General features: G+C 70.8%; 29 protein-coding genes and 1 pseudogene. 14 read left to right on the forward strand and 16 right to left on the reverse strand.

Going from position 1 to position 23102, the window contains the following annotated elements; genetic code table 11:
• Positions 1-393 precede the first annotated feature (393 nt).
• The 4 genes from IZR01_RS34460 to bla form a co-directional block, all read right to left on the reverse strand.
• Positions 394-1038: a TetR/AcrR family transcriptional regulator gene (locus IZR01_RS34460; protein WP_194898492.1), complete on the reverse strand. Its 645-nt coding sequence runs from the start codon at positions 1036-1038 to the stop codon at positions 394-396.
• Positions 1039-1198: 160 nt separating this feature from the next.
• A complete protein-coding gene (locus IZR01_RS34465; protein WP_194898493.1) occupies positions 1199-1447 on the reverse strand; it encodes a hypothetical protein in 249 nt (82 codons plus the stop codon).
• A gap of 175 nt (positions 1448-1622) precedes the next feature.
• Entirely contained in the window at positions 1623-2150 is a 528-nt protein-coding gene (locus IZR01_RS34470; RefSeq protein ID WP_323747177.1) for a DinB family protein, read from the reverse strand.
• Positions 2151-2277: 127 nt separating this feature from the next.
• On the reverse strand, positions 2278-3225 hold the full coding sequence (bla, locus tag IZR01_RS34475) for a class A beta-lactamase (RefSeq protein WP_194926285.1): 948 nt from the start codon (positions 3223-3225) through the stop codon (positions 2278-2280).
• A gap of 84 nt (positions 3226-3309) precedes the next feature.
• Here bla and IZR01_RS34480 point away from each other — a divergent pair, with 84 nt between their 5' ends.
• Together IZR01_RS34480 and IZR01_RS34485 are read left to right on the forward strand one after the other, a co-directional pair.
• A complete protein-coding gene (locus IZR01_RS34480; protein WP_194926286.1) occupies positions 3310-4224 on the forward strand; it encodes a LysR family transcriptional regulator in 915 nt (304 codons plus the stop codon).
• The gene (locus IZR01_RS34485) at positions 4217-5125 is read left to right on the forward strand and encodes a serine hydrolase (RefSeq protein WP_194926287.1); all 909 of its coding nucleotides are present in this window, start codon (positions 4217-4219) and stop codon (positions 5123-5125) included. The genes IZR01_RS34480 and IZR01_RS34485 overlap by 8 nt, the downstream gene beginning before the upstream one ends.
• Before the next feature lie 82 nt (positions 5126-5207).
• Here the strand turns inward: IZR01_RS34485 and IZR01_RS34490 are convergent, their stop codons facing one another.
• Together IZR01_RS34490 and IZR01_RS34495 are read right to left on the reverse strand one after the other, a co-directional pair.
• A complete protein-coding gene (locus IZR01_RS34490) occupies positions 5208-6035 on the reverse strand; it encodes a hypothetical protein (protein WP_194926288.1) in 828 nt (275 codons plus the stop codon).
• 10 nt (positions 6036-6045) lie between these two features.
• Complete coding sequence (locus IZR01_RS34495; RefSeq protein ID WP_194898499.1) at positions 6046-6384, reverse strand: hypothetical protein; 339 nt, start codon at positions 6382-6384, stop codon at positions 6046-6048.
• Between IZR01_RS34495 and IZR01_RS34500 the strand changes: the two genes are divergently transcribed.
• Positions 6343-6933, forward strand: coding sequence for a DinB family protein (locus IZR01_RS34500; RefSeq protein WP_194926289.1), 591 nt, complete (start codon positions 6343-6345; stop codon positions 6931-6933). The genes IZR01_RS34495 and IZR01_RS34500 overlap by 42 nt on opposite strands.
• Positions 6934-7010: 77 nt before the next feature.
• On the opposite strand, the gene IZR01_RS34505 is transcribed toward IZR01_RS34500, so the two are convergent.
• The gene (locus IZR01_RS34505) at positions 7011-7415 is read right to left on the reverse strand and encodes a tautomerase family protein (protein WP_194926290.1); all 405 of its coding nucleotides are present in this window, start codon (positions 7413-7415) and stop codon (positions 7011-7013) included.
• Between the two features lie 105 nt (positions 7416-7520).
• Here IZR01_RS34505 and IZR01_RS53670 point away from each other — a divergent pair, with 105 nt between their 5' ends.
• Positions 7521-8135, forward strand: coding sequence for a TetR/AcrR family transcriptional regulator (locus tag IZR01_RS53670; protein ID WP_194926291.1), 615 nt, complete (start codon positions 7521-7523; stop codon positions 8133-8135).
• A gap of 50 nt (positions 8136-8185) precedes the next feature.
• On the opposite strand, the gene IZR01_RS34515 is transcribed toward IZR01_RS53670, so the two are convergent.
• The 5 genes and pseudogenes from IZR01_RS34515 to IZR01_RS34530 all read right to left on the reverse strand — a co-directional run bounded on the left by IZR01_RS34515 (position 8186) and on the right by IZR01_RS34530 (position 11962).
• Positions 8186-9010, reverse strand: coding sequence for an SDR family NAD(P)-dependent oxidoreductase (locus IZR01_RS34515; protein ID WP_194926292.1), 825 nt, complete (start codon positions 9008-9010; stop codon positions 8186-8188).
• Positions 9011-9053: 43 nt separating this feature from the next.
• A pseudogene (locus IZR01_RS54820) lies at positions 9054-9170 on the reverse strand (protein-tyrosine phosphatase family protein); the annotation flags it as partial.
• Between the two features lie 34 nt (positions 9171-9204).
• On the reverse strand, positions 9205-9696 hold the full coding sequence (locus IZR01_RS34520; protein WP_194898504.1) for a MarR family winged helix-turn-helix transcriptional regulator: 492 nt from the start codon (positions 9694-9696) through the stop codon (positions 9205-9207).
• A 39-nt stretch (positions 9697-9735) separates the two neighbouring features.
• The gene (locus tag IZR01_RS34525; protein ID WP_194926293.1) at positions 9736-10428 is read right to left on the reverse strand and encodes a B3/B4 domain-containing protein; all 693 of its coding nucleotides are present in this window, start codon (positions 10426-10428) and stop codon (positions 9736-9738) included.
• Between the two features lie 235 nt (positions 10429-10663).
• On the reverse strand, positions 10664-11962 hold the full coding sequence (locus tag IZR01_RS34530) for a citrate/2-methylcitrate synthase (protein ID WP_194926294.1): 1299 nt from the start codon (positions 11960-11962) through the stop codon (positions 10664-10666).
• Between the two features lie 141 nt (positions 11963-12103).
• Between IZR01_RS34530 and IZR01_RS34535 the strand changes: the two genes are divergently transcribed.
• The 3 genes from IZR01_RS34535 to glsA are packed head-to-tail and all read left to right on the forward strand — an operon-like array spanning position 12104 to position 14834.
• Positions 12104-13339 carry a LeuA family protein gene (locus IZR01_RS34535; RefSeq protein WP_194926295.1) on the forward strand — a complete coding sequence of 412 codons (1236 nt, stop codon included), beginning with the start codon at positions 12104-12106 and terminating at the stop codon, positions 13337-13339.
• A 14-nt stretch (positions 13340-13353) separates the two neighbouring features.
• Positions 13354-13533, forward strand: coding sequence for a hypothetical protein (locus IZR01_RS34540; protein WP_194926296.1), 180 nt, complete (start codon positions 13354-13356; stop codon positions 13531-13533).
• Positions 13521-14834 (forward strand): glutaminase A, encoded by a 1314-nt coding sequence (glsA, locus tag IZR01_RS34545; RefSeq protein ID WP_194926297.1) that lies wholly within the window; start codon positions 13521-13523, stop codon positions 14832-14834. The genes IZR01_RS34540 and glsA overlap by 13 nt, the downstream gene beginning before the upstream one ends.
• Positions 14835-14854: 20 nt before the next feature.
• On the opposite strand, the gene IZR01_RS34550 is transcribed toward glsA, so the two are convergent.
• Entirely contained in the window at positions 14855-15586 is a 732-nt protein-coding gene (locus IZR01_RS34550; RefSeq protein WP_194899160.1) for a MerR family transcriptional regulator, read from the reverse strand.
• A gap of 132 nt (positions 15587-15718) precedes the next feature.
• On the opposite strand from IZR01_RS34550, the gene IZR01_RS34555 reads away from it, so the two are divergent.
• Positions 15719-16291 (forward strand): DoxX family membrane protein, encoded by a 573-nt coding sequence (locus IZR01_RS34555; protein WP_194926298.1) that lies wholly within the window; start codon positions 15719-15721, stop codon positions 16289-16291.
• A 264-nt stretch (positions 16292-16555) separates the two neighbouring features.
• On the opposite strand, the gene IZR01_RS34560 is transcribed toward IZR01_RS34555, so the two are convergent.
• The gene (locus IZR01_RS34560) at positions 16556-17131 is read right to left on the reverse strand and encodes a TetR/AcrR family transcriptional regulator (RefSeq protein ID WP_194899158.1); all 576 of its coding nucleotides are present in this window, start codon (positions 17129-17131) and stop codon (positions 16556-16558) included.
• Between the two features lie 151 nt (positions 17132-17282).
• Here IZR01_RS34560 and IZR01_RS34565 point away from each other — a divergent pair, with 151 nt between their 5' ends.
• The 3 genes from IZR01_RS34565 (at position 17283) to IZR01_RS34575 (ending at position 19470) form a co-directional block, all read left to right on the forward strand.
• A complete protein-coding gene (locus tag IZR01_RS34565) occupies positions 17283-18245 on the forward strand; it encodes an aldo/keto reductase (protein WP_194899157.1) in 963 nt (320 codons plus the stop codon).
• Positions 18246-18319: 74 nt separating this feature from the next.
• Positions 18320-18712, forward strand: a complete 393-nt coding sequence (locus IZR01_RS34570; RefSeq protein WP_194899156.1) for a hypothetical protein — start codon at positions 18320-18322, stop codon at positions 18710-18712.
• Positions 18709-19470: a hypothetical protein gene (locus IZR01_RS34575; RefSeq protein WP_194926299.1), complete on the forward strand. Its 762-nt coding sequence runs from the start codon at positions 18709-18711 to the stop codon at positions 19468-19470. The genes IZR01_RS34570 and IZR01_RS34575 overlap by 4 nt, the downstream gene beginning before the upstream one ends.
• A gap of 16 nt (positions 19471-19486) precedes the next feature.
• On the opposite strand, the gene IZR01_RS34580 is transcribed toward IZR01_RS34575, so the two are convergent.
• On the reverse strand, positions 19487-20023 hold the full coding sequence (locus IZR01_RS34580) for a hypothetical protein (RefSeq protein WP_194895841.1): 537 nt from the start codon (positions 20021-20023) through the stop codon (positions 19487-19489).
• A 204-nt stretch (positions 20024-20227) separates the two neighbouring features.
• On the opposite strand from IZR01_RS34580, the gene IZR01_RS34585 reads away from it, so the two are divergent.
• Positions 20228-20512 (forward strand): DUF427 domain-containing protein, encoded by a 285-nt coding sequence (locus IZR01_RS34585; RefSeq protein ID WP_194895862.1) that lies wholly within the window; start codon positions 20228-20230, stop codon positions 20510-20512.
• Positions 20513-20634: 122 nt separating this feature from the next.
• Here IZR01_RS34585 and IZR01_RS34590 read toward each other — a convergent pair whose 3' ends face one another.
• Positions 20635-21687: a phosphatidylinositol-specific phospholipase C domain-containing protein gene (locus IZR01_RS34590; protein WP_194895842.1), complete on the reverse strand. Its 1053-nt coding sequence runs from the start codon at positions 21685-21687 to the stop codon at positions 20635-20637.
• Between the two features lie 226 nt (positions 21688-21913).
• Between IZR01_RS34590 and IZR01_RS34595 the strand changes: the two genes are divergently transcribed.
• Together IZR01_RS34595 and IZR01_RS34600 are read left to right on the forward strand one after the other, a co-directional pair.
• Positions 21914-22753 carry an SAM-dependent methyltransferase gene (locus IZR01_RS34595; protein WP_194895843.1) on the forward strand — a complete coding sequence of 280 codons (840 nt, stop codon included), beginning with the start codon at positions 21914-21916 and terminating at the stop codon, positions 22751-22753.
• Between the two features lie 125 nt (positions 22754-22878).
• Positions 22879-23102: AAA family ATPase (locus IZR01_RS34600; protein ID WP_194926300.1), on the forward strand; the 224-nt coding region annotated here is incomplete at its 3' end.

Here is a 23102-nt window from a genome sequence, read left to right on the forward strand (position 1 = left end):
CCGCGGTCGGACCGGACTCGCCTGACCTGGTCCCCGCCCAGCCGCCCTCGGGGCTCCAGGCACGGCTTGAGAACGGTTTCAGGGATATCCGGCGGCCGGCGGTGGGACAGGGTGTGTGCTCGGGTCGGCCGTTTTGCGGAAGGTGAGCACACATGTTGTGAAGAAACCGGCGGTTCCGGCCCCATCCCACCCGGCCGCACCGGATCAGCCCAACAGTTGGCCGGAACCGCCGATTTCTTCACAACGCTCTTCAACCACCCCGCACACCGCAACCTCCATACTCAACGCAACCCCAGCCGGCGACCACACCACCAACCCGGCGAACCAATACGGCCACCGCACTAGGCGTGGGAGATGCGCGAAGTGCGTGAGGTGTCGGCACGGGTCGGCGGCTCAGACGTCCGGGGCTTCAGCGGCCGCCAGCCCGATCCGGGCCGCCGCGCGGATGGTGTCCTCCAGCGACAGGCCGTGCTCGCCCGGCGCGCGACAGACGTAGTGCCGCAGGCCCTGGTGCATCGAGGCCAGCAGCATCGAGGCCTTGACCTTGATCCGCAGGTCGTCGGCCGGCAGTCCCAGCCGCTCGCCGAGCACCACCGAGAGCGGCGCCACGGCGTCCGAGTAGCAGCGGATCCACACCTGATCGAGCGTGGGCTCGGCCTGCGTCAGCCGGAACAGGTCGATGACCAGCAGCAGCCGGGTCGGCGAGGCGTCACTGAACCACTGGGTGTCATCGGCCGCCCCGGCCAGCGGCCGGTCGGTCGGCCAGTCGCGGACGTAGGAGGTGAACCGGTCCAGGCCGAACGACAGCAGCGGACCGGCGCAGGCCTCCTTGCTGGGGAAATAGCGCCACAGCGTGCGCGTGGCGATCCCGGCGGCGTCCGCGATCTGCGCCACCGACGTGCCGTCCAGGCCCTGCTCGGTGAACAGGCGCACCGCGGCGATCGCGATCTCCAGCCGGATCTCGTCCTTGCGCGACTCGGTCAGCGGCGGCCGCCCGCCGCGCCGTGCCGGCTGCGCGGCGCCGTGCTCCTCGCCCATCGGTGGTGCCTTCCGTGGTGACCTTCCGTGCCTGCCGGGCCATATTAATGGCGCTTTGCGAAACTTTCAGGCCGGGGGCGACCGGGACGCCGGCGTGGTCGGCAAATGCGGCGCCCGGCCTCGTGGCCGGGCGCCGCGTTTTGGTCCTGCCTTCAGCGGATCATGGCACGATGACCTCGGTCAGCTCGACCTTGGTCACCCCGTTCTGGGCCAGCGGCAGGCTGTCGAGGGCGGCGCGGGCGGCTGCTGCGTCGTCGGTGTTGAGCACGAGGAAAGCGCCGGACTGGTCGGCCTTCAGGAAGATGCTCTCCAGGAGCCCGGCCTGGATCAGCTCACCGATGCGTACGCCTTCGGCCTCCAGGTAGGGGGTGATGTCCCCGGTGTTGTGCGACTCGGCTATGAACTTCAAGACAAGCTCCTTGTGCATGCGGGATCGGGTGGTGCGGCCTTATCCGTTGGAAGGGGCTGTCTCAATGCTCGTGATTGCGGCTGTCGCAGCACAAGCGCTTGTTGCGCTTGTTGAGCTTGCGTGGAGGTTTGCCGCATGGCCTCGCTCGGCGGCCCGCAGCACCTCGGGCCGCAGCTCAGCGAGCGCGGTAGAGATCGCGCAGCAGCGCGGCCTCGGCACCGTGATGAATGAGCTCGTCGAGCACGTGCAGCGCGAAGGACCGGCGCGACGCGGCGCCGTACGGCCCGGCGTGCTTGCCGATCGGCGCGGCCAGCGAATCATCCGTGGTGCCCGCGAACACCGTGCGCCAGACACCGTAAGAGGTCTCCAACGCGGCCAACGCCTCCGCCGCCGACCCCGGATCACCCGCGTGCGCCGCCGCCGACTCCGGCACCGGCTGCCCCAGCCAAGGCCCGTTGCGCTCCTCACGCAGGAAACCGGCGATGTGGGCCAGGCGCCAGGCCAGCGTGGTGAACCGGAACGACTCATTCGGGCCCTGCGGACCGTCGGAACGATAGGAGCCGTCAGCGGTGCGGCGTACGGTCAGGCAGTCGGCGACCGGCTCCCAGAAGTACTCTTCATCGCTCAGGCCGGTCATTCGATGTGCCAAGCGCTGCCATGCGTAGTCTGAGAGTTCGAGTAGGTCAGTGTGTGTTGATGTCACGCGTCCCGTCCTACTACGTTCCCCAGGTTGTCCATCTCATTGGCGCGGCCGGCGGCGAGGCGCTGGGTCCACTCCTCGTCGTGCATGGCGTCGGCGGTCATGCGGAATCCGCGTGACGAAAACCACCCTAGGTGCCGAGCCCCTGAAGCGCGACCCTCGTCGCGTCCGCGATCAAGGCGTCGCCGGAACTCGCGTCCTTGGCGCCGCGGTTGGAGAGCACTGCGATCACGATCGGCGCGCGGTGCGGCGGCCAGAGCACGGCGATGTCGTTGCGGGTGCCGTAGTCGCCGTTGCCGGTCTTGTCGCCGACCGTCCAGCCGGGCGGGACCGCGGCGCGGATGTAGGGGCCGCCGGTGGTGTTGGCGGTGAGCCAGCCGGTCAGCATCGCGCGGCGTTGCGGGGTGAGCACGTCGCCGAGTGCGTAGGCGCGCAGGTCCTCGGCCAGTGCCCGGGGCGTGCTGGTGTCGCGGACGTCGCCGGGGACGGCGGAGTTGACCGTCGGCTCGGTACGGTCGGCGTTGGTGGTCGGGTCGTTCAGGCCGCGCAGGGCGCTCTGCAACGCGGGCGGGCCGCCGAGTTGGTTGAGCATCAGATTCAGGGCCGCGTTGTCGCTGACCTCGACCGCGGCGGTCATCACGGCCGTGAGGCTCATGCCGCCGGCCACGTGCTGCGAGGTGACGGGGGAGTAATCGACGAGGTCTGCGGCGGAGTAGGTGATGGTCTGGTTGAGCTGGGCGTCGGTCTCGCGGTGCAGCAACTCGGCCGCCGCCAGGGCCTTGATGGTCGAGCAGGACGCGAAGCGCTGGTCGGCTTGGAAGGCGACCGTGCGGCCGGAGCCGGTGTCGAGCGCGTAGAGGCCGAGCTGCGCGTGGTAGCGGGACTGGAGTGCGGTGAAGGCTGCCGTGTCGGTTGTCGTCGTGGTGGGGGAGCCGGAGGGCGTGTTTGTCGCCCCGGACGTCGATGACGATGTGGCGGCCGCACCGGCGCTGGGCGCGTGCGAGGCCGACGAGCATCCGGCGAGTGTCGTGGCCGCCAACCCGAGCCAGGCCGCGACCGCGACCGTGAATCTCCTCATAGCGGCCAGCCTGTCCGCGATGATCCATGCGGTCAAAGACCCCCGCGCCATGTTCCATGCGCTTTCGGCATACGATCTGATCCCGTGGACCTCGTCAGCGCCTGCCGCATCTTCGCCAGCGTGGCCGAACGCGGCAGCTTCACCCTCGGCGCGGCCGCCGAGGGCATACCGCAGTCGGTGGCCAGCCGCCGCGTGGCCGCGCTGGAGAAGCACTTCCGGCAGCCGCTGTTCGACCGGACGGCACGCCGCGCCGTCCTGACCGTCTTCGGCCAGGACATGCTCGGCCCGGCCAGGCGCCTGGTGCAATACGCCGACGCGCTCGACCAGCACGCCGCGGAGGCCAAGCTGCGGCCGTTGACGCTGGCCGTGCCGGAGATCTGCGACGTCCGGCACCTGGCGCTGCTCGACGCCGCGGCGCGCGCGGCGGACGTGGCGCTGGACCTGCGCGGCGCGGGTCCGGAGCAGCGAGCGGCATGGATGCGCGACAAGACAGTACGCGCGGCGGTGCAGGCGGTGCCCCCGGACGAGGCGGTCTGGGTCGTCCCACTCGGGCTCGCTTCGGCGCCGACCGCCGGAAGGAACGAAGCGAAACCCCGCGCGATGAGACTCGAATCGCTGCGGCCCTCGCGGACGGAACCGACGGCGCTGCGCCGCGTATGGATCCAGCCCGAGGACGACGTCCCGCACCTACGCGACGTCCTCCAACGCGCAGGACACCGCGCCGCGCTGCTGCCGGCCCAGATCTCGGTCGCGGCATCGCTGGTCACGGCGATCGGTGCCGCGTTTCGCACCGGCGACTTCGTTCTGGCCTCAGCGAGCCAGGCGAGGGAACTGGGCCTGGTTTGGCGACCGATCGCCGGAGCACCCCTCGCCCGGGGTTACGCCGTCGCCGCACACATAGGTGAGGACGCGGCGCTCTTACGCTCGCTTGTGGGCGCCGAACTCGCCCGCGCGCTGGGAGCAACCGAGACCGGTGAGACAGGAGCGCCCGATGCGTGACAGAGAACTGATCGCAGACCTCCGCGGCCGTCTCACCGAAGCCGGTCTGTCAGGATCCTTCCTCGTCCGCAACCTCGACACCGGCCAAGAGATCGCCCTCGACCCGGACGTCGTCTATCCCATCGCCTCGCTGGTCAAGGTCCCGCTGGCGATCGCCGTCCTCGACCAGATCCGCCTCGGCCGGCTCGACGGCGCGCGCCAGCTCGCCATCACCCCCGACCCCGATCCCGGCAGCGCCGCGCCGCCGGTCGGCATCGGCCGCTTCACCCACCCGGCCCGCATCGCGATCGACGACCTGGTCTACCTCGCGGTCTCCATCAGCGACAGCGCCGCCGCCGACGCGCTGTTCGCCCTCGTGCCGCCGACCGAGGTCGACCGCGTCCTCACCGACGCCGGAATCAAAGGCATCGCGGTGCGCCATCAGATGCGTGACCTCCTCAACGTCTTCGGCACCGAACCCGGCCCGGAAGGCCTGCACCTCGCCCACGCCCTCGCCATCGGTGCCCGCACCCCCGGCGGCGGCCATCCCGTCGCCTCGCTCGACGTCTCCCGCGCCAACACCGGGACCGCGCGGGCACTCGCCGACCTGCTCCAAGCACTGTGGACGCCGTCCGCACTGCACCCGCGGGTCGCCGCCCGGGTCAGGGCCCTGATGCGGGACGGCGTCCTGCAACGCCGCCTCGGCCCCGACTTCATCTCCGACGCGACCGGCTGGGCCTCCAAGTCCGGAACCCTGCTCAACCTGCGCCACGACGCCGGCGTCGTCGAACACGAAGACGGCGAGACCTACGCGGTGGTGGCCCTGACCGAGTCGGCGGTGCCCGCGGACGCGCAGCCCGCGGTGGACGCGGTGATCGGCCGAGTCGCGCGCGCCCTGCACGATCACTTGCGCGGGCTCTGAACGGCAGCCGGCGCGGACCGACGCCGACCATCGCCGACCGGCGCTGACCAGGGCCGAGCATCGCCGAGCGGCGCCGCCAGACTCAGTTGTTCATCGTGGCCTGATTCTCGAAGTACGTGGAGTCGAGCATCGCGCCGCGCAGCGCCGGCTGCCGGGTATCTTCCTGGTCGATGCCGATGGTGCGCACCACGTTGGTACCGGCGGCGAAGTCGAGCTCCAGCTTGCCGCCGGCCGCGATCCGGTACGTCCCGTGCTGGTCGGCCGGGAGCGCCGCGACGTCGCCGTCCAGGGTGCCGACGCTGGCCCCGCTGGCGGTGGCGAACTGCCCGTCCGGGCCGAGTGTCAGGGTGCTGAACCCGCCCGAGAAGTCGCTGCCCGCGCCGGAGGCGTAGACGCTGATCAGCGATACCGACAGCGTGCTGCCCGCGCTCGGGACCATCAGCTGCGCCAGATGCAGACCGTCCAGCGTGAAGGCGCTGCTGGAGTAGGTGCCCTGCATGGAACCGACGGCGACCGCGCCGCTGGAAGCGTCGTAGCTGTAGGTGGTGCAGCCCTGCGCGTCGATGCCCTGCGGCGTGCCGGAGCCGGTGTCCCCGTCGGTGCAGCTGGGCAGGCCTTGGTGCGGCAGGCCGGTGTAGGCGCGGCTGCCGTCGGCGAAGTAGACGCCGAGGAAGTTCTTGCCGTCCGCGGTGCCCCAGTAGTAGTGGCCGGCCAGGGGGCTGCTCTTCGAGCCACCGAGCGCGCCGATGTTGCCGAGGCCTCCCGTGCCTGAACCACCTGTGGCCGAGCCACCCGTGCCCGAGCCTCCCGTGGCCGAGTTCCCTGCATCGCTTTGTATGGTGCCGCCCGACGAGCAGCCGGCTGCGAGTAGCAAGCCGGCCAGGACCCCCACCGTCACCCGAAATCGCATGGCAGAACTATCACACCCTCGCGAGCAGTCGTTCGACCTCGACAGCCCGATGGCCGCGCACCGAGCGCCACAACGCCTCCCCGACCGCGACCGCATAGGCACCATCCGAGCTGTCGGCGGCCGGCCCTAGCTGCAACGATGCCGCGGAGGCGCCAAGCAGGAGGTCGCGCCGGGCCGGTTCGTCGGCGCCGTCGTGCGGGCCCGCGTCGCGTGCAAATTGCACAACAGTGGCCCGGTTCTCAAGATCGCGGGCCAGCGCGGCGAGGATCTCGAGGAAGAGTGCGGGGCGGCATGGCAAACTTCGGGCATGCCAGATGCCGAAGCCCTCGATCCCAAGGCCGTCCTGCACCGCTACCTGCGCACCTCCCGCGAGGCGCTGCTGTGGAAGCTCGACGGACTGTCCGAATACGACATCCGCCGGCCGCTCACCCCGACCGGGACCAATCTGCTCGGTCTGATCAAGCACGTCGGGGGCACCGCCGCGGGCTACTTCGGCGAGATCTTCGACCGGCCGTTCCCCGAGCCGATGCCGTGGGTCGAGGACGACGCCGAGGAGAACGCCGACTTCTGGGCGACACCCGAGCAGTCGCGCGAGGACATGGTCGGCCTCTACCACCGAGCCTGGGCGCACGCCGACGCCACCATCGACGCCCTGGACCTCGAGGCACCGGGCCGGGTGCCCTGGTGGGGCGAGCGCGGCGCCGTGACACTGCACACGATCATGGTGCACATGATCGCCGAGACGAACCGGCACGCCGGCCACGCCGACATCGTGCGCGAGCTGATCGACGGCTCGGCCGGGCTCAACACCCGCAACTCGAACCTGCCGGACCACGACGAGCAGTGGTGGTCCGACTATCGCGACCGTCTCGAAGCGGTGGCCCGCGCGGCGAAGTGATTCGGAGCCGCGCCCCTAGACACCCTGCTCAACACGAACCCGACCTACGAGGGCCTCATCGCCGGATGGACTCGGGCTCAGTCTGTTTCGGAGGGGTCCTGTTCGCGGCGAGCCAGCTGGCTGATGCCGTTGTAGCCCCAGGAGCCGGCGTCCAGCTCATGGAGGGCGACGTAGACGGCGGGTGAGAGCGTGTGGAGAGTGTCGGCCAGCAGGCGATGAGCCTCGCGCAGGAAGGCTGCCTTCTCATCGGTGGTGTTGGTGCCGGCGGTGATGCTGACTTCCAGGTGGGCCCCGGTTGCGTGGGTCTGCGGCGTGGCCGCGACGAACCACTGATCGCGGGGGGCCAGGACGGTGTTGACGACGGTGACCTGCGGCGACTTGAGCAGTGTGGTGGCAAGCAGCTTGGTGATGCCTTCCACCAGGCTCTGCTGGGTCTGGATGGACAAGTCGGGGTCAGCCACGGTCAGGCGGGCGAATGGCACGGGGTCCTCCAACTATCGCGACGGCTCGATCCGGCAACCGGCAGCCCAGTTCCACAACGAGCAGCACAGTAATTTGATTACGAGTCGTACTGTAATGTTTTCCACGTGACCAATCAAGACGCAGACGCAGCCGTGCCACGCCGCGGCCGCCCCCGCAGCGCCGATCTCGACCGCGCCGTCATCGCGGCCGCCGTCGAGGTGCTGATCGAGCAGGGATACGCGGCACTGACCATCGAGGCGGTCGCCGGTCGCGCCGGAGTGGGCCGGCCCGCGCTCTACCGGCGCTGGCCCACTAAGGACCATCTGGTGGTGAGTGCCCTGATAGAAACGGTCCCGCCGCTGCGGGTACCGGATACCGGCGAGGTGTTGCGCGACCTCGGGGAGTTCGCTGTCGAGTTCGCACTACGATTGGCCGGCTCTCCCGTCGGGCCGGTCGCGATCGCTGTGCTCGTCGAGGCGGGCCGCCGCCCCGACTTGGCGGAGATGTTGCGCCTGCACTACCTCAGGCCCCGCGACACCGTGATCACGGACCTGATCGAACGGGCACTGGCCGACGGCCGGCTGAACAAGAACCTCGACGTCGGCACGATCCGGGATCTGGTCTTCGGCCCGCCTGTCTACCACTGGTTGCTGACCGGCACGCTCACCGACGGTGTGGCGAAAACCCTTGTCGAGGCTGCGATCGCCGCACTTCAGACCCCGGCAGGAGCGGACGGCTGATGGTGGTGGTCGCACGGCGGCCGGGTATCGACCGCGCCTTCCGGTGCCCCTCAGAGGTTGATCACGGAGGTCAGCCCGCCGTCGACCAGGATGTCCGTGCCGGTGACGAACGCGGACAGGTCGCTGGCGAGATAGAGCACCGCGTAGCCGATGTCTTCGGCCGCGCCCACCTTGCGCAGCGGGGTGCGCTCGGTGATCTGGTCGCGGTGCTCCGCCTGGGCGAGATGGTCCCGCGTCATCCCGGTCAGGATCATGCCGGGGCTCACTGAGTTGACCCGGATACCCCGCGGCCCGAGCTCGCCGGCGAGCTGCCGGGTGAGGGCGAGGACCGCCCCCTTGGTCGCGGTGTAGGCGGGGAACGCGAGACCGCGGTGCCCCATCATCGAGGAGATCTGGATGACGCTGGCCGGGCCGCTCATGTGCGGCACGGCGCACTTCAGCACGTTGAAGCACCCTGTCAGGTTCACCGCCAGCACGCGGTCCCACTGCGCGCCGCCGGTCGCGGCGAGCGAGTCGGGGGCCATGATGCCCGCGGCGTTGACCACCACGTCGAAGTGGCCGGTGCCCAGGGCGGCCTCGACCGCGGCGAAGTCCGAGACGTCGACGACGGCGACGTCGAACGCGGTTCCGGACGTAGCTCCGGACGTGGTTTCGAGTGCGGTGTCCGACGCGGTGTCTGACGCGATGTCCGACGTCCGGGAAGCGAGCGCCTTCGTCTCGGCCAGGCCCGCGGCATCGATGTCGAGAGCCAGCACCGAAGCGCCGGCCCGGCCCAGGATGATCGCCGCCGCGCGTCCGATGCCGGACCCGGCCCCGGTCACCACGGCACGACGACCGCTGAGGTTGAACGCTGCTATGAGTGAGGCGTGGACCATGTAGCCAAGTTAGCACAACATCTTGTTAGAACAAGATATTGTGCTAAGGGGTGAAGCGTCTGACATAGCGCCGTTGCCAGGGCGTCTCGACAGCGTGGGCGTCGTAGTGCCGCCGCACGAATGCCGCCGCTTGATCAGACGGAACCCCGTCCAGGACGGACGGTAGACGAATGAGCCCTCAGCCCCCTTGCGCACTACCGCTTCCCTTGCAGCAGCAGCGCCCGGCTCTCCACCAGCACCTGGCGCAGCGCGTCATGGCGCTCCCGGCCGAGGATCGCGACCAGCTGCTCATCGGTCGCGCGCTCCCGGGTGAAGGCGGCTTCGGCCATCTTCCGGCCCTCGGCGGTCAGGTGGAGCGCGACTCCGCGCCCTTGCCGCACGCGGCGCTCGATCAGGCCCAGCTTCTCCAGGCGGGTGACGATCTGGCTGACGGCCTGCTGGGACTTGGGCATGCGGCGGGTGATGTCCGCGACGGTGATCCCGGGTTCGGCGTGGACGGTCATCAGCATCCCGCTGGAAGCCGTGGTGATCGGCAGATCGGCGAGGGCGGATTCGCCCAGGAGCTCGACGTGGGCCGAGACCTCCCACAACAGGTCGCTCAGCATCGCGGTGGGAGTGCCGGGCGTGGGCGGCGTCGCGGCGGGTGCCGTCGCAGCGGGTGCCGTCGTCTCATCCTTGCGGGTCATGCGGTAAACGGTAGCTGCGCGGGAGCCAGGACCATCCGCTCAGGCCGCGAACCGTGGCGCCGCCGCGGTCAGCACCGCCGATGTGGGGGTCGCCTGCCACACCGCCGAGAGCTCGGTGACGAGCGACTTCATCAGGGCGGTGACGTCTTCGGCGGCCGAGGGGTGCAGCGCTTCGGCGACGATCAGGACCCGGGAGGTGGCCGGGCGCACGGCCGAGCTGCCGCTCTGGCGGTTCGTCCAGCGGCGGGCGTGGGCGGCGCCGGCGGCGTCCGTGAAGATCACCTCGCCGGGCTCCGGGTGCTCGATCGTGTCGGAGAAGGTCACGTACTCCTCCTCGCCGGTGGCGTGCCGGACCTCGAGGTCGCCGTGGATGTGGTCGAGGTCCAGGGCCGCGACCGGGATCGCGAAGGCGACGGAGACCGCGTTGCACAGGTCGATCAGGGGGTGGATGCGGGGGAGCCCGCCTTCTTTGCGCAGCCGCCGCAGCAGGGCCTCGGAGGCGCAGCGGTACTGCGTGGGCCGGAGCCCCATCTTCGAGAACGCCTGGCGCCAGGCCTTGATCTCGGGCAGGTCGGACTCCGTGCCGTCGGCGAGCCGGCCGCTCGCGATCGCCGTGAAGCGCGCTACCTGCTCCTCGACGTCGGCCGTGGGAGTGATGCCGGTGACGGTGATCGTGGCGGCGACCAGGTCGGGGTGTTCGGAGCGGATGGCCGCGGCGTGCTGGAAGTACATGGGCACAGCTCTACCGGACCGGCGAGCGGGGCCGACAGGGCCAATCCGGGTTCGGAAGCGAGGACCAATACCCTGCTGTGCTTCGCCGCCGCTCCATCGAAATGACCACCTCGAAGGAATCGCCGGCCGACGAACGTGACACGCCCTACCGCCTCCTGCCGGCTACCGCCACCGCGGACTTCGACCACGACGGGTTCATGCGCCTGACCGGTGATTGCCTGAGCGCGCCTGGCTTTCAGTCGCTGTCCGGACCTACATACACGGCTCGCGGTCGTAGCGGGCTCTGGCGCTGGTACTCCTCAAGCGCGTGGGCCAGCCACCCGGCCGTTCGCGCGATCGCGAAGATGGCCTGTCCGGCTCCCGGGACCAGGCCGGCCGTGGCGCCGAACGCGGCCAGGGCGAAGTCGATGTTCAGCGTTGGGAGACGGCGTACGGAGCGTTCGCTCACCAGCGCCTCGGCGACGGCTAGGCGCGCGCTGTCCGGCCACGCGGTGCGGACCAGATTCATCAGGGTTATGCCACGCGCGTCGCCGGTCTTGTACACCATGTGGCCCAGGCCCGGGATGCGCTCGCCGCTGCGTAGCCGCTCGGCGATGACGCGTGCGGCGTCGGCGGGGTCGGCGGTGGCGGCGAGCATGCGTTCGGCGGCGAGTGCGGCGCCGCCGTGCTTCGGGCCGGTGAGGACGCCCAGGCCGGCCATCACGACGGCGTAGGGGTCGGCTTCGACGGAGGCCGCGACGCGTGCCGCGAGGGTCGAGGCGGCCAGTTCGTGGTCGGCCAGGAGGATGAGCGCGGCTTCGAGGGTGGCGGCTTGGGTGGGGGTCGGCGCGGTGGCGGACAGTTTGGGCCAGAGTGCGGCGGCGATGTGGCCGGGCGCCGATTGACCAAGCGCCGCATCGCGCGCCGAATGGTCAGGCGCCTCACTGTGCGCCGAATGGTTAGGCGCCTCACTGTGCGCCGAGCCGTCGGCGTTCGGCAGGGCCGCAACCATCCCGGCGATGAGCATGCGGCCGGTGGCGGTGACTGCTTCGGGATCCAGCTGGAAGCGCATCGGGTCCGACACGCCGTGCGCCGCGACGATCAGCGCGAGCCGGTCGATCGGCAGCGCATCCGGCCGGAGTCCGGACTGGGCCGCGATCGCGGTGCGCACGGCTTCGGCGCTGGGCTGCCAGGGCACGCTCGCCGAGCCCTGATCCGGCAGCGCGCCGGTCCACAGCAGCTCGGCGACGTCCTCGAAGCGCTCGGAGGTCGCCAGCTCGATCGCGTCGTGCCCCCGGTAATAGGGCCGGTCCGCCCCGATCCGCGTGACCGCCGACTCGATCGCCAGATCGGACGGCCCGGGCCGATGCCGTGGCCGCCCACGCCGGGCCAGCGCCTCGACCTCCGCCGCGTTGAACAAGCTCCGGTTGCCGTCCGGTGCGTGCCGCCGGGTCAGGACCCCTCGGCTCACGTAGGCATACAGTGTGGCGGTTTTCACACCCAGCCGTTCGGCGGCGGCCGCGGCGTCGATCCACCCGGTCTGGCCAGCTTCCATCTGAGGCTTCGCTCCCGACGCTGTCCTGCACATTGATTTTCGTCAATATTGATCCACATGGATCATCGGTGTCAAGCTGACCGCACGGCCACCACCGACCGAGCCACCCACCGACCCACCGACCGACCCAGGGAGCGACCCGTGCCCCGTATCCACTTCCTCGACGTCACCAACCGTGACGGCGTCCAGACCGCCCGGACCGGGCTGTCCAAGTTCGGCAAGACGATGGTGAACTTCTACCTGGCGCGGATGGGCGTCGCGCAGTCCGAGATCGGCTTCCCGTTCCTGTTCCACGAGGTCCCCTACGTGCGCGCGCAGAAGGCCCTCGGGGACGCCGGCGCGTTCGGCGACCTGCGCCTGTCCGGCTGGTGCCGGGGCGTCGCAGAGGACGTGGAGAAATCCGCGCCGCTCGGGCTGGCGCACTACAACCTGTCGATCTCGACCTCCGACTACATGATCCAGAACAAGTTCCGGGGCCGACTGGACCGGGCGGCGATCATCAGGGAGATGACCGGGGCGGTCCGGGCCGCGAAGGCCGCCGGGGCCGAGACGATCGGAGTCAATGCCGAAGACGGTTCGCGTACGGACGACGTCTTCCTCGCCGAGTTCGCCGCCGCCGCGCGCGAAGCCGGGGCCGACCGGGTCCGGTACTGCGACACCATCGGCGGCGACACCCCGGACCGGATCCGCGACCGCTTCGCCGAGCTGGCCTCGGTCCTCGGCGCGCCGGTCGAGACGCACTGCCACAACGACCTCGGCCTGGCCGTGGCGAACTCGGTGGCCGGGGCGCTCGGCGACCTGGACGCCGGTCAGGACGCGTGGATCAACACCTGCGTCAACGGTGTCGGCGAGCGGTCCGGCAACGCCGACCTGCTGTCCGTGATCCTGGCCTTCCAGCACGGCTTCGGTCTGGCCGGCCGGACCGAGATCGGCGATCCGCTGGACCTGTCCTGGGCCCGCCGCTTCGGCCTGTGGGCCGCCTACGCGCTCGGCCAGCCGCTGCCGAACAACCAGGTCGGCGTGGGCCGCAACGCTTTCGCCCACGAATCCGGCATCCACGCCGACGGCGCCCTGAAGGACCACGGCAACTACGAGCTCTACGACGAGGCCGCGCTCGGCCCGTTCCCCGAGGACTGGCACGCGCGCACCGGCCGCGTGGTGCTGACCGGTGAGTACGGCGGCAAGGCCGGTTTCCGGCACGTGATGGACGGGCTCGGGATCGAGGTGCGGCCGGACGAGGAGGAGCTGGTGTTCCAGCTGGTCCAGCTCTGCAACGCCCAGACCGGCCGGCCGCTGACCGACGACGAGCTGCGGCTCATCGCCGGCTACCCGCGCCAGCTCGCGCTGATGTTCCCCGGGCAGCTGCCAGCGCTCTGATCTAGACTCGGCGGGTGGACGCTGATATCGCGACAAACCGGGCATCGGCCCGTTGCCCGGTCGAGGTCGCCCGGGCCATCGAGGCCATCGAGGTCGCCGGGGCCGTCGAGGTCGCCTTGGCCGCCGAGGTTCCTGCGGTCACTGAAGTCACCGAAGTCGCCAAGGCCGCCGGGGGTGCCGCGTGGACCCGGTGACCGCCTCCCTGGAAGCGGTGTTGCAGCGGCACGCCGCGGTCCCGCCGCAGGGCGTCGTCGCGGACTACATCCCCGAGCTGGCCTGCGCGGACCCGGACGACTTCGCCGTCGCCATGGCCAGCGTGCACGGCTCGGTGTACCGGGCCGGCGACCACGAGCGCGAATTCACGATCCAGTCCGTGTCCAAGCCCTTCGTCTACGCCCTGGCCCTGGCCGACCTCGGCCTGGACGAGGTGGCCAAGCACGTCGGGTTCGAGCCCAGCGGCGAGCCGTTCAACGCGATCAGCCTGGAGCCGGGCACCGGGCGCCCGGCCAACCCGCTGATCAACGCCGGGGCGATCGTCACCACCAGCCTGATCCCGGGCGACGCGGAGCAGAGCTTCGAGCGGATCCGGGCCGGGCTGTCCGCGTTCGCCGGGCGTGAGCTGGAGCTGGACGAGGCCGTGTACCGCTCCGAGGCGGCCACCGGCGACCGGAACCGGGCGCTGGGGTTCCTCACGCTGTCCCAGGGGGTGCTGGCCCGCCCGGCCGAAGAGGCCTGCGACATCTACTTCCGGCAGTGCTCGTTGCTGGTGACCGTCGCCGACCTCGCGGTCATGGCCGGCACGCTGGCCCGCGGCGGCGTCAACCCGCTGACGATGACGGCCGTCGTCGACCCCGAAGTCGCCAAGATCGCGCTGTCGGTGATGGCGACCTGCGGCATGTACGACCGCAGCGGTGAGTGGATGGTCCGGGTCGGGCTGCCGGCCAAGAGCGGGGTCGGCGGCGGCATCGCGGCGGTGCTGCCGGGGGAGTTCGGCCTCGGCGTCTACAGCCCGCCGCTGGACGCGCAGGGCAACAGCGTGCGCGCGATGGCGGTGCTCCAGGAGATGTCCAGCCGGCTCGGGCTGCACGTCTTCGCCCCGCCGGCCGGCAGCCGGTCGCCGATCGCCGCCTCCGAGGTCGTCGACGACACGCTCACCGTGCGGCTGCGCGGCGAGCTGGACTTCATCACCGCCGAACAGGTGTCCAACCATCTGCTTGAGCAGGTCCTCACCCGGGGGATCAAGCGGATCGACGTCGACATCACGCACGTGACGACCGTGCGCGCGGTGGCGGCCGAGCTGCTGCGGGCGGTCGGGATCGAGCTGCGGCGGCACGGGCTGGAGCTGATGATCGAACCGCCTGAACGGATCGCCGCGGCCGCGGCCCGCGTCCAGCAGGCGCCGTCGGTGCCGTTCATCGGGGGACCGTTCGCCACGGAGCCTGCTGCCGGGCGCCCTTCCGCTGCACAGCCTTCCGCCGCGCAGCCACCCGGCTGACCTCGTCGTGACGCAGACGGCTACCGCAGCCCGGCCCGCTCTTCGATCAGCTGCGTCGCAGCCTCGTCCAGCGCCATCCGCAGCAGCGCCGACATCGAGTCCAGGGCCAGCGGCCGCAGCCGGTCCAGCCCGCTGAGGATGTCCGGCCACTGATCGGCGGGGTAGCCGGCGGCCTCGAACGGGGCCCAGATCTGCTCCACATACAGCTGCACGAAGCTCTTCGCCACGGCCCGCACATGCGTCCGGGCCTCGGCCGCCGCCCTCAGCGCGCTCGCCGGCGGGATGCCCAGCGCCATCAGCTCGGCGCCGATCCGCGTCAGCTGCGGGGAGCGTTCCTCGTAGCGGCCGTTGCCCAGGGGGCGCAGCAGGCCGAGCTCGACCGCCGAGTCCAGCAGCGCGGTGCCCTCGGCGCCGTCGGCGTCCTGGTCCAGGCCGGGGAACAGGGTGTGGATGTCGTCCAGCCGCACCACGCGCTTGTCGCCGTCGTCGAACGCCTGGTGCACCGCGGCGGCGAAGGACGCGAACTCGGCACCGCCGCCGAGCATGCGCCGGATCGACTCCAGCGTGAAGCCCTCGGCCTGTAAGCGCTTGATCTGCTCCAGCCGGGCCAGGTGTTCGGGGCCGTAGAAGCCCACCCGGCCGCGGACGGTCGGGGCCGGCAGCAGACCGCGGGACTGGTGTTCGCGGATGTTGCGGACCGTCATCCCGGACAGGCGCGCGAGGTCGTCGACGCGGTATTCCTCGTCGCTCACCCCGTCTGCCTCCCGATGCTCTCCGAGCTCTCCGATGTCGACGACAATAACCGACTGGCCGGTCCCGGGCGGCGCCGTGCCGCGGCCGCGCTGATAGTGGAAGGACACGATCGGCCGTTGGAAGGAGCCCCGATGCCTGGCCGAGTACGTACTGACCTGGGCCTGCTGGCGTTGCGCGTGGGCACCGGCGGCGTCCTGATCGCCCACGGCACGCAGAAGCTGTTCGGCTGGTTCGGCGGCCGGGGCCTGACGGCCGCGGCGGGCGGAATGGACAAGATGGGCTTCCGCCCCGGATTGCCGAACGCGGTCGCCGCCGGGCTCGGCGAGGCCGGCGGCGGTCTGCTGCTGGCCCTCGGCGCGGCGACCCCGGCGGCCGGTGCCGCGGCGGTCGGGGCGATGTCCGCGGCGGTGGAGGTTCACCGCCCCGCCGGGTTCTTCAACAGCTCCGGCGGCTACGAATACCCGGCCTTCCTCGGGCTCGCCGCGGCCGGTTTGGGCCTGGCCGGGCCGGGGCGGTTCTCGGTCGACCACGCCACCGGCAATCGGCTGAACACGCCGGCGGTGCTCGCCGGGGCCTTCGCGGGCAGCGCGCTGGCCGCCTCGGTGGTGCTGCGCCGACGCGCGCGGGTGGTGGCCGAGCGGTCCGCGGCCGAGGCCAAGGAAGACGAGGCGGCCGAGGCCGAGGCGGTGGCTGAGCTGCCGTGACCCGGCGCTGAGCTGGTCGCGCCGCTAGACGATTGATTCCAAGGGGTGGTCGGTAGCAGGACCGGACCTGACAAGCGAACTCGCGAAACGGCTTAGGACAAGGCCCTCCTGGCCGCGGCAGCGAAACATTGCGCGACCCGGACGGCCGCCCTCAGCCTGGTTTGGCTGTGGGTGGTCGGCCGGGGCGGTCAGGCGCCGCTACTGTGCCCTTGGCAGCCAGAGGCTGCGTGCCGTTTCGCCCGGCCACCCCTTGGAATCAGTCGTCTAGTGCGCCAGCAGTCCGGCCATCAGCAGGTCGAACAGCCGCTCGACCTGATCGCGCTGCTCGGGCAGGGTGCAGACGGAGACGACACCGACCAGCGCCACGACCACGTCCTCAGCCCGCGCCTCGGCACGGATCGTCCCGGCGGCGGCGCCGGCGTCGAGGATGGCGCGCACCGCGTCGGACAGTTGCTCGCGGGCCTGCGATTTGGTGACGGTGCCGTCGGCGATCAGCACGCGCAGGGAGTTGGCCATCTCCTGCTTGGTGGCGATGTAGTCGGCGAAGCGGCCCATCCAGGTGCGTAGCGCACGCTCCGGCGGCTGCTCGGCGAGCAGCTCGGCGGCGGCGTCGCACAGCCGCCCGCGCTCGGCGAGATAGACGGCCTCGACCAGGGCTTCGCGGGTCGGGAAGTGCCGGTAGAGGGTGCCGATGCCGACGCCGGCCTGCTTGGCCACCGCTTCCAGCGAGACTTTGCCGTCGCCGGTGGTGAAGGCCTGGTGGGCGACCTCGATGAGGCGCTGGCGGTTGCGCTGTGCGTCCACGCGCCCCGGGGCTGCGGGGTGGGCTGGTCGGGCCATAAAGCGGAGGCTCCTCCGTTTCTGCTATCGTGGAGATTACCGGAGGGTCCTCCGGTTTCCCTTCCACTATGCCATCTCCCAGGCGCAATCTCCTAGGCGCCACCTCACCGGCGCTATCTCAAAGGCGCCACCTCACAGGCGGGATCCAGACATGAGCAGCAATGACGTGACCAAGACCGGCACGCCCGGCGGCGTCGGCACCCTGGCCGGCTACCGGGTCGCCCGCATCGGCTTCGGCGTGATGCAGCTGACCGAGCATCGGCCGGGACGCCCCGAAGTCACCCCGGAGGCGGCCGTGGCGATCCTGCGCACCGCCGTGGACAGCGGGATCAACCACTTCGACACCGCCGAGTTCTACGGAACCGATGCCGCCAACGCCAACGATCTGATCCGGGCCGCGCTGTATCCGTACTCTGCTGATCTGGTGCTGGCCACCAAGGTCGGCGCCGAGCGGAACGCCGAGGGCGGGCTGGACCCCGCGCAGCGGCCCGAGCAGCTGCGGGCCGCCGTCGAGGCGAACCTGGCGCGGCTGGGTGCCGAGCGGCTGGCCGTGGTCAACGTCCGCCGCGTCGACGCCCCGCCCGGGATCGTCGCCGAGGGCGAGCAGCGCGTGGATCTGGACAGCCAGCTGGCCGAACTCCTGGCCCTGCGCGACGAGGGCAAGATCGACGGCATCGGCCTGAGCAACGTCAGCGCCGACCAGCTCCGGCAGTCCCTGCCCGCGGGCATCGCCTGCGTCCAGAACTTCCACAGCCCGGTCGAGCGCACCAGCGACCCGGTCCTGGCCGTGTGCCGCGAGCACGACATCGCCTGGGTGCCGTTCTGCCCGCTCGGCTCGGCGTTCCCGCGCTGGCCCAAGGTCGCCGACCAGCCGGAGGTCCGCACCGCGGCCGCCGACCTGGGCGTCACCCCGGTCCAGATCGGCCTGGCCTGGCACCTGGCGCATTACCAGCACACGCTGTTGATCGCCGGCACCGCCGATCCCGCGCACCTGGCCGAGAACATCGCCGCCGGCGACGTGCGCCTGGGCGCCGCGACGATGGCCGCGCTCAACGCGATCACGGTGTCAGCAGTCGATGCGCCGCCCGCGGATCTCAGAGGCCGGACTTCCTGACCACCACAGAGGTCTGACATCCTGATGCCCGACGAAGACGGCGCGCAGCCGTCGGGCATTGGGGGGAGCGGCGGGTGGAGTGGCTGCTGGCCATGGGCTACGGGGCGATCGGCGGAGCGGTCGTCGAGGTGGTGGTGAGCTCCGACCGGGTCCTGGCCTGGAACGCGGCCCGCCACCAGGCGCGGACGCAGAACCAGTCGCAACCGGCCGGCCCCGGTCCCAAGCTGACGGCCTACATCGACCCCGTGTCCGACGTGGTGGCCGGCCTGACCCGGGTCCTCCTCGGCGCGGTGGCGGGGCTGCTGTTCCACTCGCAGGTGACCGGCGCCTACGCGGCCATAGTCGTCGGCTGCTCCGCGCCCACGGTGCTCCGCCAGCTCGGGACCGCACGCCTCAACTCGGCATTCGAGCTCCAGGCGGGCCCGCCACCGGAAACGGCCGCGGCGCCGCAGGAGGGGCAGGCGTGAGCCGCGAGCGCGGGTCGTTCGGCCGCCGCTATTGGTCCTCGCTCACCGACGTGCGCTACGGGGCGGGAGCGACCAGGGAGCGGAACTGGCGCGGGCAGCCGTTCTGGCGGCGGTACCTGGCGTCGTTCTTCGTGCTGCCGCAGCCGCCGCGGCCGAGGCAGAAGCGGGTTGCGATCGCTCGGATGGCGCAGACCCACGATGTGGCGCCGCCGCGACCGCAGCGCGTGCGCAGACCATGGCTTTTGCGGTACCAGTCTGCGGTGCTGGCCGGGGCGGCCGTGCTCGCGGGGGTCGTGGTCGTCACGATGCGGCACCAGAGCGGGCCGAACGAGGGGGCGGGGTCTGGCGGCGCCACAGGGCCTGGCACCAGCACCACCCCGAGCATCGGCAATCCCTCGTCGCCCTCGACCAGCGAAGCGGTGTGGCAGGGAGCCATGCGGGTCGACGCCGGCGGCGAAAAGGTCACTTCCGGCCCGCCGCCCAGCGCGACCACCGCCTTCGGCCTCAGCCTGAGCGGCACATCCACACTGATCGGGCCGGCTAACCTCGCCGCGTTGGGGCAGGACAACACTCTCGACGTGTTCGACTGCTCCAGCGTGCTCCAAGCCGGCGCCGTCTCGAAGCTGACAGTTCACCCCGGCGACGAGTTCTGCATGGCGGCCGACGATGGAAGTGTCGCCCTGGCCGAAGTGACAGCCGAGGCGACACAGTCGCCCGGCGGGCCCTACGTCGATCTCGCCGTCACGATCCGTCCCTGAAACCGAAGCTGCTGGCTCAGCTCCCGGCGCCCGACGCCAGACTGTGCGTGACCTTCGAGGTGTCGATGAACAGCGCGCCGAAGGCCGTCGCCAGCGCGGTCAGGGCGGCGGCGGCGTTCACGTGCTGCTGGCCGTTGATCGCCAGCGCCAGGGCGGCCGCCACGATCGCGGCGGCGCCGATCACCACGGCGATGTCCCACATCGCGTCGCTCTTCTGCCCGAGGGCTGAGGCCGCCTTGTTCTGCACGGTTTCGGCGGTCTGTGTCACCTGTGTCACCTGCGAGGCCTCGGCGGTCGGCGTCGTCTGCGCCGTTGCCGTTGTCGCCGCCGTCGTGGTGGTGATGCTGCTCGGTCCCGACAGCCGCTTCATCAGTGGATTGATGATGCCGCCCAGGAAGCCCGAGCCGATGACGCCGGCGAACTGCCCGACGTTCGGCAGGTTCAGGCTGGTGCCGCGCCAGGAGACCACGGCCAGGGCCCCGGCGACGACGGCGAATCCGACCAGCTGCGCGGCGCGTGCGATCGTGGTGGTCGGTATGGCGGCGGCGGGCATCGGCACCTTCTCGGGTCGTGGGGCGCGGGTGGGGACGGCATCGCCGCAATAGCATTGCCCTGCGATGCCCGCCACACAATAGGGGATCGGGCTCTGGACGCGGCAGAGGTCCGGGAAGCAACGAAGACCTCGCCGGGTTAGGTTGAGTGAGCTGATCACTTGAGCGCGGCAAGGCGCGGGCGAACATGGAGGACACTCATGGCGATGCGAGCCGTATGGAATGGCCAGGTCCTGGCCGAGAGCGACGACACCGTGGTAGTCGAGGGCAACCACTACTTCCCGGCGGAGTCGCTGAACAGCGAGTACTTCTCCACCAGCGACACCCACACGGTCTGCCCCTGGAAGGGCCTGGCCAGCTACTACACCGTCACCGTCGGCGGCGAGGCCAACTCGGACGCCGCGTGGTACTACCCGGAGCCCAAGACCGAGGCCGAGCACGTGCGCGACCGCGTGGCGTTCTGGCGCGGCGTCAAGGTCGAGGCCGTCTGATCGGGCCCCGCCCTCGGCGAGCTCGAACCGGTTGATGGCTGGTGCGGGCACCGCACCCACACCGCCCAGCCGGGCAGTGTGGGTGCAGCTGCTTTCAGGCGGTTCAGCTGGTTTCAGGCGGTTCAGCCGCGCGGCAGTACTTCCGACAGCACCGCGGGCAGCCCCGTCCAGTCGGTCGACACGACGCTCGCGTGTTTGCTCGCCAGCAACGCCACCCGCGCCTGCGCGTCGGCCTGGCTGGGAGCGGTGTCGCTGAGCGCCGGGGCGACGTTCTGCGCGTCGGTCATGATCAGGATGTAGTGGTTGGTGTCGTACCAGGAGGTGTCGACGCTGGTGACGTAGGTGTTGGCGTCACCGTCGAAGACCACGAACCAGGGCCGGATCGAGGTGTCGGAGTACTGGCTGCGCGGGTCGCCGGCCTGGGCGCCCAGGACGCTCGGGAAGACGGCGGCCTGCGCCACGTTGCCGGCCGCGGCCAGGTTCTTCAGGTATGTGGCGTACTCGACATCGGTGTGCAGGGTGTCGAAGGGGTTGGCCAGCTCCACGGTGCCCGGAATGGCGTAGAGGATGACCTTCCCGGCCAGTGCCGAGCGGGCCGGCCAGGCGTCGGCCTTCGCCGCCGCGTCCAGCGTCGGGTAGGTGCCGCCCAGCAGGTCGGCGGGGCGGTAGACCAGGTTGCCGAGGTGGCTGTTGATCAGCGCGTCCAGCTGCGCCGGGCCCATGCCCAGGTCGGCCTCGAAGCCCACCTTCATCTCGAGCTTGATGTAGAGCGGTCCGGAGGTCGGGTGCGAGGCCAGCCAGTACTTGACGTCGTCCAGGCAGGAGCCGAGGTCCTTGTTCGCCGAGCCGGTGTAGATGTCAGAGGCCTGTGAGGCGTCCACGCAGTTGTTCTGGTTGCCGGTCGGGTCGGAGTGGCTGACCTTCCACTCGTTGGTGAAGACGTCGGTCCAGGTGTCGAGCTCGATCATCCCGGTGCCGGCGTCCAGCGCGTTGGCCAGCCGCGGGAACTCGGCACCGTCGTCGTAGGTGTTGTGCAGGCCGACCACGCTGGTGTGGGACAGCGGGGCGGAGTTCACGTCGGCGGCGGCCGGCGCGACCGTGGCGGCCAGCGCCAGGACCGCGGCACCGAGCGTCGCGGCCCCGGACGTGAGCCGGCGGAGCCAGGCATTGGGCATGGGGGTTCCTCCTGGGGGCGGAGAGACTGCGGAGAGACTGGGACGGACAGAGATGAGGATTGCTCATCCGCCGTGGAGGCTAGCGGTGATGTCAGGAGGAAGACAGGGCCCGGAGATGAACCATTTGTGGCCGTCCGGCATAAGGGCGCTGACGCATACACGCGGGAAGACCGTTAGCATGCGACTCCTAGACCGCGATCACTGCGGCGGTGAGGAGAGGCGAGCGATGGCGAACGAGGTCGGGGACGCACAGCCGGCACGGGGCGAGTACCCGGCGGTGGACTTGCGGATGGACGTACCGCACGCGGCCCGCGTCTACGACTACCTCATCGGCGGCAAGACGAACTTCGAAGCCGACCGCGTCGCGGCCGAGGCCTCGGTGCAGGCCTGGCCCGCGCTCCCGATCTCGATGCGCACCACCCGCGACTTCATGGAGCGCATGGTCCGCCAACTCGCCGAGCAGTACGGCGTCCGCCAGTTCCTGGACATCGGCACCGGCATCCCCAAGTCGCCCAACGTCCACGAGATCGCGCAGGCCGTCGCCGCGCAGGCGCGGGTCGCCTACGTCGACAACGACCCGATCGTCCTGACCCATGCCAGGGCCCTGATGTCCAGCACGGCGCAGGGCGCCACCTGCTACATCGACGCCGACTTCCGCGACCCGAAGTCCATCATCGACAACCCCCGGCTGCGCGAGGTCCTCGACTTCACCCAGCCGGTGGCGCTGTCGCTGATCGCGATCGTCCACTTCGTGCTGGACGCCGACGACCCGCAGGGCATAGTGCGCGGCTTCATGGACGCGCTGGCCCCGGGCAGCTTCCTGGCCCTGACGGTGTTCACCGGCGACACCGACCCGGTCGGCGTCGGCGGGGTCAGCCGCGAGTACAACGCGCGCGGGATCCCGTTGCAGGTGCGGAACAAGAGCGAGACCGAGGCTTTCTTCGAGGGGCTTGAGCTTCTTGAGCCGGGCGTCACGCTGGTGCACCACTGGCGGCCGGACGCCGACGCCCCGCAGATCCGCGATCGGGACATCGCGATGTACGGGGGCGTGGCGATCAAGCGCTGACGCGCGGGCGGCCCGTCGTCGAAGCGGGAGCGGCCGATCGTTGAAGTGCGAGCGGCCGATCGTTGAAGTGCGAGCGGCCGACTGTCGTAGTGTGGGCGTCAGTGCCGGCGCCTATCGTCGGAGGCGTGATCACCACCCTCGCCGTCGAGAACTACCGCTCCCTGCGTGACCTGTGCCTGCCGATCGGGCCGCTGACCGTGGTCACCGGGGCCAACGGCAGCGGCAAGTCCAGCCTGTACCGGGCAGTGCGGCTGCTGGCCGACGTCTCGCGCAACGGAGCGGTGGCAGCGTTGGCCCGCGAGGGCGGACTGGGCTCGACGCTGTGGGCCGGGCCGGAGCGGGGGACGAA

This window comes from Catenulispora pinisilvae, from assembly GCF_015356865.1.
In the GTDB taxonomy this organism is placed as follows: Bacteria; Actinomycetota; Actinomycetes; order Streptomycetales; family Catenulisporaceae; genus Catenulispora; species Catenulispora pinisilvae.